We start from the raw sequence: 13,800 nt of genomic DNA, 5'->3' as shown, positions 1-13,800 counted from the left end.
TTAAAGGAGTAGTGGTATCTTTTTACATAGTATGAAACAAAAAAAGAACGAATCAAGAGAGTTCTATCCTAAACTCAAACTTGATTCGTTCTTTTGTGGCTATTAATGGATTTTTCTAATTTGAAGAAGCAATAGGACAGCAAAGAGCAAGCTAATGACGGACCAAATAACTAAATCACTATAACTTCCTGCTCCAACAAATCCTAATAATCCACCAATTGCATATAAAAGCATACTAAAGATTAACATTCCTTTTGCACCTTTAGATGCCAAAACTGTAATTCCAGCAATCAATAATAAAATTGAAAGCAAGAATCCAGTTGAACCACCAATTTCATTGTTTTGCGAAAGAGTATTGCCTAAACCTGCAATCATTGATTGGAAGCCGACAAAAACACTTAGAATAATAGAGATAATACCGATTGTTTTACGCATAAGTGCCTCCTATTTACTGTAAAGTAAATAGGAGGCAATTTTTCATCCTTTAAGCTAAAGGTAGGACTGACTTCGACGGAAACTGGGTTTTCAGTGTCTGCCAATTTATAGGCTGTTTTAATCGTAATCTTAGCACCAGGTTGAATTTCAGTTAAGCCATCAGAAAAACCATCTTCAGTCATAACAGCGCTATCTAAGGCAACACCATTTTGAAAGACTTTAGGACTAATCGCAACAGTGAACATTTGATTGTCTTCACTATTATTTGTGAACTCATATTGTACAATTCCAACTTCAGAGCCTTCGAAATCTTGTCCTCTAGAAAAATCTTGAATGGCAACATGGAAGTCACCTAAATCACCGCTATCCGTTGCTTGGTCTTTTTTTACTTCCTCAGTTTTATCTTCTTTTTTTGTCTCTGCTTTTTTAGTTGAAGTGTCTGAACTACAGCCCAAAGCGACACCTGCCAAACTCATAATGAACAAACCTAAACCTATTTTTTTTACATTTTTCATTTTCATCTTCTCCTTTATTATTTAGTCCGTCTTACAAATACAATTATGCCGATACTAGAAGGAAAAGTCCTATGCAAGAAGCATAGTTTCAGGAAAATAAAAAAGGCTTTGGATTGTTATCCTAGCCTAAAAGTTTAGTAAGTTATGTTTTAGAATCAGTAGAGTTTAGTTCTCTTTGTTCAATAAACTCAGGGGAGTATAGGTTTTCGAAGATTTGAATAGTGATTCCACTAAGGAAAAACCAACAGATACCAACCAATAGCCAGCCACAACAAACCGCCCAGAGCTTATTGGAGTGGATAAAAGGAATCCATTTTTTTATTGAGAGAAAGTTAGTCAAAATAATAAGAGGAAAGATAAAAAGAACTGTATAAGTGATACCTTCTAAAAAGCGGTCTAGCGGCGTACCTCTAGAAAGCATGATAGAGTAGAGAAGAAAAATACAAAGATAGCCAAAACAAGCGATGACCTTTTTCCATAGTTGATTGGTACGAAAGCCAGGTACATAATGCCTAATAAAATTTGATTGCTCTTTTGTAACGGTTTTTTGAATAGATGTTTTAGGAACGAGTCGCTTTTTTTCTACCGATACTTTTGGATTCTGTTTTGGGTGATTCTTTTCTATCTTCAAAAGAGTAAGTTGTTGATGAATAGCAGCTTGCACATCTTTAGCAGATTGGAATCGATTGCTTGGATCCAGCTTAATCGATTTTTGGACAATATCCTTCAAATAAACATTTGTTGTCAGCTGATCTTTTGGATAATTTTTTGTTAAGCAAACATTCAATACGACGCCAAGTGAATATATATCACTACGTTCATCTGTTTCGGCAAAACCAAATTGTTCTGGAGCAGCAAAGCCTAGTGTACCTAAGTTAACAGTATCAGTATCTTTTGTTCCATCATAGAAACGAATTGCATCAAAGTCAATTAACTTAATCACACCATCATTTGAAATCATAATATTGGTTAGTTTTATGTCTCGGTGAATCAAGTTTTTTTCATGGAGGACTACTAAAGCTTCTGTCACACTTTTAGCAATTTCTAAAGTAGTTTCAGTAGGCAATTGTTGATTCAATTGGATATATTCTTGTAAATTTTTCCCGTGGATAAATTCTTCATATAGCCAAAGTTCATTGTTTGAAGTCACGATTTCTTCAATTTTAGGTAGATGAGGGTGAGTAATTAAACTAAGTTTTTCTAAACGATTTTGTAATGTCAGAGCGTATTTTTTTCGAACAAAAAATTCTTTTGTTTGAATATTACGCACCAAAACAGGTCCATTTTCTTTTTCTGTCAAGGCTTCAATCTCTTTATAGTGTCCTTTTTCTAAATTCATAGGTCGTTAGTATCTCCTTTACTAAACAAATGTTTCATCAATTTTATTATAGCAAATTGTCAGGTAAAGAACAGGTTTGTTTGAAGGGAATAAAAATAAATCTGAATAAATGGTCACAAATTGTTATAATAATCACATAATCTAAAAGAAGCAGGTGTCAAAATTGGAAAAAGATACAGATAAATTAATGCATTCATTAAAAAAAGCAACAGACTTTAAGACGCTATTTAGCCAACATCAGGAAAATTTAATTGAAGAAGAGCTTAAACTCTATTTGACAGAGTTACTAAGTAAGAAAAATGTCACGAAAGCAGAAGTTATGCGTAAGTCAGGTATTTCTGAAGCGACTGGTTACCAATATTTTGATGGGAAACGGAAACCATCTAGAGAAAAATTAATTGCGCTAGCGATAGGCTTTGGTATGGATGTGGATGAAACCAATGACTTATTGAAGAAAACAGGCTACGCAAAACTTTACCCAAAACATAAATGGGATGCCATCGTTATTTTTGGGATGAGTCATAGTCAGAGCTTACTTGAAATAGACGAGTTATTATTTGATGCGCAATTAAAAACTTTTTCGGATGGGTAACGAGTGAGTGAGATAAATTGAACGACTAGGAAACAGGAAAGAGTTAGGTAGGTCTAAAATATATCATTAAATTTTACTACATTTCTGGTAGAGCCAAGAAAGCTAGACTATTTGTATGTTCGTTGGAATTCATTTATTAATTATGAGAGTTGTGGGCCATATTAACAGTTGAACCGATTTAAACAATTAAAAAAGTTGCATTTATCTTTATAAATTTAGAATAAATAGCTGAACAACCTATTGTTGATTTATCTAATATAGGTTGTTTTTTTGCTAGTTATCAAATGTGTTACTATTTGCCTATTTTTTTCATAATTATTAGCAACAAAGAAAGCGTTTTAAATGATAGGCTAATAGCATCATATTCAATAGAATTTGAAAATAATAAGTAGGGAGTTGAGCCAAAGATGGAAAGAACACATGAGAAATACTATCTAAGTTTGGATGTTGGGGGCACGTTTATCAAACATGCATTAATTGATAAAAGTGGACATATTATTTGTTTAGCAAAAGTAACAACACCAATTAATCTTGCTGATTTTCTTGAAACAATTAAGCAAATTGTTCAGTCTTATTTGCCGACTATTAGGGCGGTTTGCTTTAGTTGTCCTGGGAAAATCGATACGAAATCAGGGACTGTTTATTTTGGTGGTGCGTTACTTTATTTAGATAAGTTCTCGATTAAAACTTATATTGAAACTGAATTTTCCATTCCTTGTACGATAATTAATGATGGTAAAGCAGCAGCGCTAGCAGAGTTATGGCGTGGGCAGCTAGAAGGCATTGCAAATGGTGGTGTTATAACATTAGGAACTGGAGTTGGTGGCGGCTTGGTGATTAATGGAAATTTACTTGAAGGTACTAACTTTCAGGCTGGTGAAATAAGTTATATGTTAATGTCAAGGGATTCGCCAATTGCATTATCGGAAATTGCTGGAAGTATGGGATCTGCTGTTCGTTTCATCGAAGAGGCTTCAAATTTACTTCAGTTACCTACAAGTAATGGGGTAATTGTATTCAAAGAATTGCAAAAGAACAACGCTTTAATTCAACCATTGTTTGAAGAGTATTGCCGAAACATTGCTATTATTATTTCAAATATTCAAACTGTAGTGGATCTTGAGCGGGTTGCTATCGGCGGAGGAATTAGTGAACAACCGCTGCTGATCGAAGAGATATGTAGACAATATCGCTTAATGCGTGAAACATCAAAGGGGATCTTAGAAATGATACACCCAATTAGTATTGTAGCTTGTGAATTTCGAAATGAAGCGGGCTTAATGGGAGCGTTGTATCACTTATTGATTCAAATTGAAGAAAAACAATTGGACTATCATAGTTGACTAAAAAAGAATGGAGAGATGGAAAATAGCACTAACACAAGTTGACCTTAGCTCAAATAGATTATATCGGATGGTTATCTTTAATTTAATTAAACTGACTATTTGTCTGGGACAAAATCCAGTACTGGGAAGAGAAACATAATTTGACCGTAATTATGCTTTCATCCTCGTCATTTTCATATCGATAAGCCTGACGAGGATAAAGATCTAAGAATAAGCAACTATTAAGTTAATTAAGCACTCCAATGACCTTTTCTTAGTGGAATCATTGGAGTATTTGCGTATTAGATAAATATTTTTTGAAATCTTCAGATTGGTAAAAAAATAAACATCAATATTTGCCTATAAAGTACTTAACTAAAAGCAACATAGAAATCGTTTTCAATGCTAGAATATATGTGTAAACTAAATTAGAGAGGGGAATTTATGATGCCGAGAAAATATGATAAAAAGCTACTAACTGACATAATTAAGAAACAAAAAAATGAGGTAGTCGATGACGTTAATATCCTTTTTAAACCAATTCCAGATTGTGATATCAAAGGAGCTATGGATCCAAGGTTGTACAAAGAGATGAAAAACATGGCACTACTAACAAAATTTATGCCCAAAAGAATGATGAACATGAAAATGGATATGAAATCTTTACCTAAATTAAGAAAAATGTTTAACAGTGTTGATAGTACACCAATCATTGAAGAAGGGGTTAAAGTCATTCCAGACTTTGTAACGGCTGCAGATGGATTTAAAATTCCTATTTATTGTTTTAAACAAGACAAGCCAGTTGTCGATGCACCAGTTTTGTATTTTATTCATGGTGGTGGCTTTTTTGGTGGAAGTACCGATGTTGTGACAGATGCTTTAAAGCTGATTGTTGCTAATACAAATATTGTTGCTTTTTCAATTGACTACCGTTTAGCACCCGAGCATCCTTACCCAACAGGTCATGAAGACTGTTACAATGGGCTAAAATGGATTCATGAAAATGCTAGCCGTTTTGGTGGTGATCCAAAGAATATTTTTGTAGCCGGAGATAGTGCTGGTGGTAATTTAACGCTCTATTGTACGAATAAATCGTTAGAAGATAAGCTTAATTTAGTCAAAGGGCAACTAATCTTATATCCAACAGTTAACATGGGGGGGATTGATGATGAGCATGTTCGATTTTCTAAAGATAAATTTGATATCTATAAAAAACAAGCCCGAGCGATTAACTTGTCACTGGATATGTTAAGTGGTGCAACAGACGGTTTAGGAGTCTATTTAGGGACACAAGATTTGCTGAATAAGTATTTAACACCGTATATGGATGTTAGTAGTGAGATGCCGCCAACATTTGTGACAGTTGGGGAACATGATTTTCTTAAAATTGAAACATTGGCGTACGCCCGAAAATTAATTATGCAGGGAGTTGACACAACAACTATTGTTTACAAAGGATTAGGACATGCATATATTGATCGAATCGGTTTTTTACCACAAAGTGAAGATTGCGCAATTGAAATGGGCAATTTTATTTTAAAACATAGGAGTTGAGAAAAGTGAAAAAGGCTAAGATTACTTTTTTTGTGATAATAATGACATTGTTACTAATTTGTACATTTTATGATATAGAGATTTCCAAAGCACTTTTCAACACTAGTTCTCATTATGGTCAGTTTTTTGAAGCAATAGGTGAGCTACCAATGACGTATATTGGTTGTTTTTCTGCTGCAGCGTTAGTTGTAACGACGAAAAAAAGAACCAATTGGTCGTTTTATGTCGGTAAAATAGGTTTTAGTTCCTTAATGTTACTTTTTTCTTTCTTTTCAGTCATGATGAGTGGTATGCATATTTCCATACCCCTCTGGTTGAAGTTGGTCCTAACTCTTGTGACCTGTTTGTTTTTTTATTTGTTAGCTAGGGCCGTCCCAACATCTCAACATATGAATCTAAGAAAAGCAGCTAAAGTTGGTTTGCTACTAGCTATTTCTGCTATCTTACTAATTACAATTCTTAAAATGTTATGGGGTCGGATGCGATTTAGAGAAATGACCGATCCAGCGAATCAATTTACGAGATGGTACTTGCCGCAAAGCTTGACCACAAATAATGAATTTATGTCATTTCCATCTGGTCATGCTGCTAACGCAACAGTTTTTTTATGGATCAGCTTGTTGCCAACATTTGTAAAATCTCTAGTGGGGAAAAAAAGACTGTTAGAAGTGACTGCTATTGTGTGGATTGTTCTTGTAATGATTAGCCGAATTGTGATGGGAGCGCACTTTGCTACAGATGTAATTGTCGGCATGCTGATTTCAATGATGCTATTTTTCTTCTTGAAATATAAATTTATGCCTCAAAACAGTGAGAATACTATGCTATTATAAGAGAATAATGTAAACTTAACGTTCAATCAAGAGTAAAAGAGGGGGCGTAGTTAAAAAAATTACCCTCTAACATAAAAGGTGGAATCATGATGAGTAGAACAACTTATGAATCTGTTCAAATGGATGAGAATTTACCAATGCGAATTTTACACTTTTCACATGACCGACCGTTATTATTGCCGGATGGTCGCAGTTATCAGTTTGATGCAGCGACCCTTCAATTTGTTCCGCCACATTGGCACCGAAGTATTGAGCTGACATATGTTGTCTCAGGCACCATTCATGTCCGTCAAAATGATAAGGAACAAATATATGAAAATGAATCTTTTTTTGTTGTAAACTCTGGAGAAATACATGAACTTAGTAGCGTTCCAACGGAGAATTTTGAATTAATTTGTTTTATTATTTCATATGATTTCATCCAACAATTTATCCCTGCTGTTGAGAAAATTCGGTTTGATATGGGAACAACTAATAATGGCTATCAAATGCTTACTACATTATTTCGTGAAATTATGTCACTATACTATGAGAGTCAACCCTATAGTCATTTACAAATACAAGCACGATTAATTGAGATTATCTATCATTTGTGTCTTTACTACCAGTCAGAAGAAGCAGAACCAACTTCTCAGAAATATCGCCGTAGTCAAGCGCTTAACAAGCATATTCTGGAATATATTCATAAGCATTACATGGATAATTTAACTCTCGAACAAATGGCGAAAACTTTTAGTTTTTCTCGTGAACACTTTTCTAGACTATTTAAAGATACGTTTGGAAAAACTTTTTTGAATTACTTAAATGATTACCGCCTGTATTGTGCTTTTCCAGATATTGTCAATAGTCGCAAGACCATAGAGACGATAAGTATGCTTCATGGTTTTCCAAGTTCAAAAGCATTGATTAAACAATTTAAAGAGACGTATCATGAGACACCAATACAATATCGGAAAAATAGAGTGGTTACAATTCTTGATCACAATACTGACAAGCCTAAACATTAATAGTTAATAGCTGATATATTGAAAAATACTATCAATAATCAGCTATTTTATTGCTACTAATCCGCAACAAAGAAAGCGTTTTCTTTGATATAGTAATAATATAAATTATTATAAAAAAGGGAGCGAGTTAGATGAGTATGAAAAAGTATGTGTTTAAAAAAATTGTAACAGATTTTGTAATTATTAATATTATTATTAATGGTATTTTTTACATTTTTAATTTCAGAAAATTCTCTGGACAGTTAACATTCAATGATATTACCACAGATTTGTTTGTTGGCTTGTTACTTTTAGGAGGCGCATGCTCTTTAATCGGGTTTGTCAATATGCGCAAGGAATTATTAAAAGGAAAAATAGATGTATCTGAGTTTAAGACAAGTCAACTTTATAATAAGCTACCAAAAGCAACTGTTTTACGTGTCCTATTGTTAACGCTAATGACATCTATCATCACAATGACATTTTTCATTTTAGTGCCCAAAATAGTAGGTATTGATAAAATAAATCATTTTATAGGTTTTAGTTTTAAAATCTTTACTGCAGGTTTAATGGCTGCTGTAATAGGTTATATTGTAGTTGATTTGTCAATTAGTGACTATCAGCATAGTCATATCACGATGAAAGATACAACAGTTGTGTGATGATTTGAAAAAGGCTAAATGATAAATTTAAAATTGAAAGATAGACTACTAAAGGGTAGTATTACAGTGATTGACAAACTATGAAAACCCTGTTACTATGTAAAAGTATTAGCGATAATGCACAAATTAAATAGAACAACCATCACAAAGGGGTGCTGTTTTCAGCTGAGATTGAATCTTTGATTCTAACCCTTCGAACCTGTTCGTTAGTACGAGCGTAGGGATTGTGACGGGGCGAAGTAATTATTAAATGATAATTCGAGCTCCTCCTTTGTTGTGTGGCCCTGTTCTACACACAAGGAGGAGTTTTTTTGTTGAGTAAAAATTTAGGTGTTTGGATTGAAGGAACGATTATTGCCGCATTAGCTATGGCTTTATCTTTTATTCCAATCGATATTGGTTCAAGTTTTTCGATTTCGTTAGGCATGATTCCGATGACTTTATACTGTTTTAGACGAGGTTTTGTTCCAGGGATTGTAGCAAGTTTTCTATGGGGAGTTTTACATTTTGTTGTTGGAAAGGTTTATTTTTTAAGTGTGCCACAAGTTTTAATCGAATATTTATTTGCTTTCCTATTTATTGGTTTTGCAGGTTTATTTGCTAAAAATGTACAACTAGCGATTCAAAATAATAGCCGTAAAGATTGGATGAAGTGGATTATTATTGGCACTTTAGTTGGAACAGTTGCTCGCTATTTCTGGCATTTTGTTGCTGGTGTTGTTTTCTGGGGTGAGTTTGCTTTCGGTGGCATGAGTCCAGTTGTTTTCTCTTTAGTCATGAATGGCGCAAGTGGTCTAGCAACGGCTATAGCAACAATTATGGTATTGAGTATACTTGCTGTTAAGGCTCCAGCTTTATTTGTTCCAAAAGATAGCCGTTTTTTATTAAAAGGTGCGAGATCAACCTTTCTAAATTCTAAATAAAAAAGAATCTTCTGCTATTTTAGCAGGGGATTTTTTCTTTTTAGACTATTGACAACTATTAGTAGCTTATTCTCTTACTTCATAGTAGAATAATAAGGATATAATAGAGTTAATTAGGAGGTTTTCATGAGTACATTTATGTTGGTAATGCAAGCCATATTTATTATTAATACTGTTTTTGCTATTTTAACTGTTTTTAGAGAAAAACGTGATATAGCAGCGACTTGGGCCTGGCTATTAGTCTTAGTATTACTGCCTATTGTTGGATTTATTGCGTACCTGTTTATTGGGAAAAAAATTTCACGTGAAAAGATTTTCGATATTAAAACGCAAGAAAGTATGGGAATGAAAGAGCTTGTAATGGCGCAAAAAGAAATGCTTTTAGAGGATGAGTTACTATCAACTACACAAGCAACTGAAAATGCGAAAGAAATGGCAAGTTTATTTTTAGAAAGCGATGAATCTATTGTAACCAAAGGGAATAAAATTAAATTATTTATTGATGGTCACAAAAAATTCGATTCATTAGTCGCTGATATACAAAATGCGGAACATCATATCCATATGCTTTACTATACAATTCATCAAGATGAACTTGGCAGACGTGTATTGGCTGCTTTGGAAGAACGAGCAGCAGCAGGTGTTGAAGTTTTAGTTATCTATGATGCGATGGGTTCCAGATCAACGAAACATAGCTTTTTTAAACGACTAGAAAGTTTAGGTGGGAAAGCCGAACCCTTCTTCGGATCTCATTGGGCAATTATTAATTTGCGTCTTAACTACCGAAATCATCGAAAGATTGTTGTGATTGACGGGAAAATAGGCTATGTTGGTGGGTTTAATGTCGGCGATGAATATTTAGGCAAAGATAAAAAATTCGGTTATTGGCGTGATACTCATTTGAGAATTGAAGGAAATGCTGTTTTAGCCTTACAAAGTCGTTTTGCAATGGACTGGAATGCAGCAGTAGATAAGCATAAAATTGAATATAAGGAAGAGTATTTTCCTATTATTCATAATAAGGGTAAATCGAATATGCAAATTGTTTCAAGTGGACCAGATTCAGAACAGCAGCAAATAAAAAAAGGCTATATTAAGATGATTAGTATGGCAAAAAAATCAATTTACATTCAATCGCCTTATTTTATTCCAGATGATAGTGTCCTAGATGCTATATCGATTGCGGCCATGTCAGGTATTGATGTTCGTATCATGATTCCAAATAAGCCAGACCATCCTTTTGTGTACCGTGCAACAACTTACTATGCTGGCGAAATGGTAGCGGCAGGTGCCAAGGTTTATATTTATGATAATGGCTTTTTACATGCTAAAACAATGGTGATTGATGGTGAAATTGCTTCTGTTGGAACGGCTAATTTAGATTTTAGAAGTTTTAAATTAAATTTCGAGGTTAATGCCTTTGTCTATGATCCAGTAGTTGCGATGGAATTAAAAGCAATATATGAAAAAGACATGGAAGAATGTTATTTACTAACGAAAGAGATTTTAGCGAATCAGAGCCGTTGGATGAAGTTTAAGCAAGAATTTTCACGCTTACTGTCACCAATCTTATAAAAAATTCTAGTTTATTTGTCTACTTATGAAGTGGATAGATAAGCTATTTTTTTATAGATCAGCTGAATTAATCACGTAGTCATGTCGTTAGAGTCCCTTTTAAAATAAAAATAGTCGGCTCGAATGACTGGTATAGTAGTATTTATCCATTAAATTAGATACTTTCTTAAGCTTTCGATTTGAAATATTGCCCTATTTCATGGATAATAGAGTTTAGACAAGATTAAATTTGTTTTAATTTTTAAAAATAAAATTAAAATCAACGGGGTGAAGGATTTGTTAGAATTCAAAAATGTTTCTAAAGTATACAAAGGTGGAAAAAAAGCTGTCGATGACGTTAGCTTAAGCTTTGAGAAAGGCGAATTTATTGCCTTTATTGGAACCAGTGGTAGTGGGAAAACAACAACTATGCGGATGATTAATCGTATGATTGAACCAACTTCAGGACAAATCTTAATTAACGGAGAGGATATTGCGAAAAAAGATCCAGTTGAATTACGTCGTGAGATTGGATATGTCATCCAACAAATTGGATTAATGCCACATATGACAATTAGAGAAAATATTGTAATGGTGCCAAAATTACTTAAATGGTCCGATGAAAAAAGAAAAGAGATTGCGGAACGCTTAATTAAATTAGTCGATTTACCAGATGAATTTTTAGATCGTTACCCATCTGAACTATCAGGTGGTCAACAACAAAGAATTGGTGTTGTTCGTGCGTTAGCGGCAGACCAAGATATTATTTTAATGGATGAACCTTTTGGCGCATTAGATCCAATTACTCGTGAAGCGTTGCAAGATTTAGTCAAAGAATTGCAACAGGAAATGGGTAGAACGATTATTTTTGTTACTCATGATATGGATGAAGCTTTAAAATTAGCGGATCGAATTGTGATTATGCGCGAAGGTCGTGTGATTCAATTTGATACACCAGATAATATTTTACGTGAACCAGCTGATAAGTTTGTAGAAGAATTTATTGGACATGAACGTTTGATCCAGGCTCGACCAAATATTCAAACAGTTGAGCAAGTAATGTTGAAAACGCCAGTTTCAATTACACCAGGAAAATCTTTAACAGATGCGATTCGTTTGATGCGTGAAAAACGTGTTGATACGCTTTTAGTTACAGATGATGCGGGAGTATTAAAAGGCTATATTGACATTGAAAGTATTGACTACAATCATAAAACAGCAACGAGCGTTGGAGATATCATGAATAAAAACGCATTCTTTGTTCGTAAAGATTCACTTTTACGAGATACAGTTCGACGTATTTTAAAACGTGGTTTGAAGTATGTACCGGTTGTAGATGAAAAAGGTCTGCTAGTAGGGATTGTGACTCGTGCCAGTTTAGTTGATGTCGTTTATGACACAATTTGGGGCGATGAGGAAGTTGAAGACACCCCAAAGGTAGAGAGTGAAACTGAATTGGAAGCTGTTACGGAAAGCAATGAATAGAGAGGGGAACTAAAAATGATGAATTTTTTTACTACCTATGGCTCTGATCTATTGCTTAAAACGGGAGAACATATCTACATTTCGGCAGTAGCTTTAGGCCTAGGAATTCTAGTGGCAGTCCCACTAGGAGTATTATTAACACGAACAAATAAAATAGCGTCAGTAGTGATTGGTATAGCAAGTGTGTTACAGACCGTTCCATCATTGGCTTTACTAGCCTTGATGATTCCTTTCTTAGGGATCGGTAAGACACCAGCTATTGTTGCACTCTTTATCTATTCTCTTTTACCAATTTTAAGAAATACGTATTTAGGGGTAAAAGGTGTCGATCCTAATTTAAAAGATGCAGCAAAAGGTATGGGTATGACCAACATTCAATCGATTATGATGGTTGAATTGCCGCTAGCGGCTCCAGTTATTATGGCGGGTATTCGTTTAGGAGCGGTTTACGTGATTGCTTGGGCAACTTTAGCATCATACATTGGCGCAGGTGGTTTAGGTGATTTCATCTTTAACGGATTGAATTTGTACAAACCAGAATTGATTATCGGCGGAACGATTCCAGTGACTATTTTAGCCTTATTAGCTGATTTCTTACTTGGAAAAGTTGAAAAATGGTTTACACCGCTAGCATTAAGAACAAATGAATAGGAGGCTTCCAAAATGAACACAATGAAAAAAATAAAGAACATTGTGGCGCTTGGATTGGTGGCCCTTGTTCTAAGTAGTTGTGCTTTACCTGGTTTAGGTGGCGGATTGAATAAAGAAGCGATTAAAGTAACGGGTGGAGTAACAACTGAAACACAGATTTTAGCAGGAATTGTAAAAGAAATGATTGAACATTATACGGATCAAAAAGTTGAAGTTATTAACAATTTAGGTTCAACAACGATTAATCATCAAGCGATGATTAATGGAGATGCAAATATTTCAGCTGCACGTTATACAGGAACGGATTTAACGTCTATCTTACAATTACCAGCAGAAAAAGATCCTAAGAAAGCATTGGAAATTGTTCAACAGGAGTTTAAAAAACGCTACAATCAAAACTATTACCCTTCTTATGGATTTGCTAATACGTATGCTTTTATGGTGACAAAAGAAACAGCAGAAAAATATAATTTGAAAAAAATTAGCGATTTAAAAGCTGTTGCTGATCAACTTGAAGCGGGTGTTGATACATCATGGTTAGAAAAAGAGGGCGATGGTTATAAAGCATTTAAAAAGGATTATGGCTTTGACTTTAAACGTGTGTATCCTATGCAAATCGGTTTAGTTTATGATGCTTTAGCAGCAGGTAAAATGGATGCGGTTCTAGGATATTCAACAGATGGTCGGATTGCTAGTTATGATTTAGTTGTTTTAGAAGATGATTTGAGATTTTTCCCACCTTATGATGCGAGTCCAGTTGCGTCAAAAGAAATTCTTGAAGCTTATCCAGAAATCGATAAGGTTTTAAAGAAATTAGAAGGAACGATTTCAACAGAAACGATGCAAAAATTAAATTATAAAGCGGACAATGACCTAATTGAACCAGAAGTAGTCGCAAAAGAATTTCTAGAAGAACACAATTATTTTGAAGAAGGGGGCAAATAAT

14 protein-coding genes and 1 riboswitch are annotated in these 13,800 nt (G+C 34.2%); of the genes, 11 read left to right on the top strand and 3 right to left on the bottom strand.

What is annotated here, in order from left to right:
- Positions 1–102: 102 nt before the first annotated feature.
- The 3 genes from MHI00_RS09695 to MHI00_RS09685 form a co-directional block, all read right to left on the bottom strand.
- Positions 103–435 (bottom strand): hypothetical protein, encoded by a 333-nt coding sequence (locus MHI00_RS09695; protein WP_010049526.1) that lies wholly within the window; start codon positions 433–435, stop codon positions 103–105.
- Positions 399–950 carry a DUF5067 domain-containing protein gene (locus MHI00_RS09690; protein ID WP_341113159.1) on the bottom strand — a complete coding sequence of 184 codons (552 nt, stop codon included), beginning with the start codon at positions 948–950 and terminating at the stop codon, positions 399–401. Before MHI00_RS09690 ends, MHI00_RS09695 begins: the two co-directional genes overlap by 37 nt.
- Before the next feature lie 142 nt (positions 951–1,092).
- On the bottom strand, positions 1,093–2,289 hold the full coding sequence (locus MHI00_RS09685; protein WP_341113156.1) for a serine/threonine-protein kinase: 1,197 nt from the start codon (positions 2,287–2,289) through the stop codon (positions 1,093–1,095).
- Positions 2,290–2,452: 163 nt separating this feature from the next.
- Here MHI00_RS09685 and MHI00_RS09680 point away from each other — a divergent pair, with 163 nt between their 5' ends.
- From MHI00_RS09680 to MHI00_RS09630, 11 genes are all read left to right on the top strand, one after another.
- A complete protein-coding gene (locus MHI00_RS09680; protein ID WP_341113154.1) occupies positions 2,453–2,881 on the top strand; it encodes a helix-turn-helix domain-containing protein in 429 nt (142 codons plus the stop codon).
- Positions 2,882–3,288: 407 nt separating this feature from the next.
- Positions 3,289–4,224 (top strand): ROK family protein, encoded by a 936-nt coding sequence (locus tag MHI00_RS09675; RefSeq protein ID WP_341113151.1) that lies wholly within the window; start codon positions 3,289–3,291, stop codon positions 4,222–4,224.
- Positions 4,225–4,650: 426 nt separating this feature from the next.
- The gene (locus MHI00_RS09670; protein ID WP_341113148.1) at positions 4,651–5,760 is read left to right on the top strand and encodes an alpha/beta hydrolase; all 1,110 of its coding nucleotides are present in this window, start codon (positions 4,651–4,653) and stop codon (positions 5,758–5,760) included.
- Positions 5,761–5,765: 5 nt separating this feature from the next.
- Entirely contained in the window at positions 5,766–6,593 is an 828-nt protein-coding gene (locus MHI00_RS09665) for a phosphatase PAP2 family protein (RefSeq protein ID WP_341113146.1), read from the top strand.
- Between the two features lie 89 nt (positions 6,594–6,682).
- Positions 6,683–7,600 carry an AraC family transcriptional regulator gene (locus tag MHI00_RS09660; protein WP_341113144.1) on the top strand — a complete coding sequence of 306 codons (918 nt, stop codon included), beginning with the start codon at positions 6,683–6,685 and terminating at the stop codon, positions 7,598–7,600.
- Between the two features lie 131 nt (positions 7,601–7,731).
- A complete protein-coding gene (locus MHI00_RS09655; protein WP_056998698.1) occupies positions 7,732–8,241 on the top strand; it encodes a hypothetical protein in 510 nt (169 codons plus the stop codon).
- A 138-nt stretch (positions 8,242–8,379) separates the two neighbouring features.
- A riboswitch (TPP riboswitch) is annotated at positions 8,380–8,482 on the top strand.
- Positions 8,483–8,555: 73 nt separating this feature from the next.
- Positions 8,556–9,164: an energy-coupled thiamine transporter ThiT gene (gene thiT, locus MHI00_RS09650; protein ID WP_035065963.1), complete on the top strand. Its 609-nt coding sequence runs from the start codon at positions 8,556–8,558 to the stop codon at positions 9,162–9,164.
- Positions 9,165–9,290: 126 nt separating this feature from the next.
- Positions 9,291–10,739 (top strand): cardiolipin synthase, encoded by a 1,449-nt coding sequence (gene cls, locus MHI00_RS09645; protein ID WP_010049554.1) that lies wholly within the window; start codon positions 9,291–9,293, stop codon positions 10,737–10,739.
- 276 nt (positions 10,740–11,015) lie between these two features.
- Entirely contained in the window at positions 11,016–12,203 is a 1,188-nt protein-coding gene (locus MHI00_RS09640) for a betaine/proline/choline family ABC transporter ATP-binding protein (protein ID WP_010049555.1), read from the top strand.
- A gap of 15 nt (positions 12,204–12,218) precedes the next feature.
- Complete coding sequence (locus tag MHI00_RS09635; protein WP_015076193.1) at positions 12,219–12,854, top strand: ABC transporter permease; 636 nt, start codon at positions 12,219–12,221, stop codon at positions 12,852–12,854.
- A gap of 21 nt (positions 12,855–12,875) precedes the next feature.
- A complete protein-coding gene (locus MHI00_RS09630) occupies positions 12,876–13,799 on the top strand; it encodes an osmoprotectant ABC transporter substrate-binding protein (protein WP_016356416.1) in 924 nt (307 codons plus the stop codon).
- Position 13,800 lies beyond the last annotated feature (1 nt).

This window comes from Carnobacterium sp. FSL E2-0243 (assembly GCF_038003605.1).
Lineage (GTDB): Bacteria > Bacillota > Bacilli > Lactobacillales > Carnobacteriaceae > Carnobacterium > Carnobacterium maltaromaticum.
The sequence above is the reverse complement of the archived record's forward strand: the minus strand, read 5'-3'. Positions and strand labels throughout refer to the sequence as shown.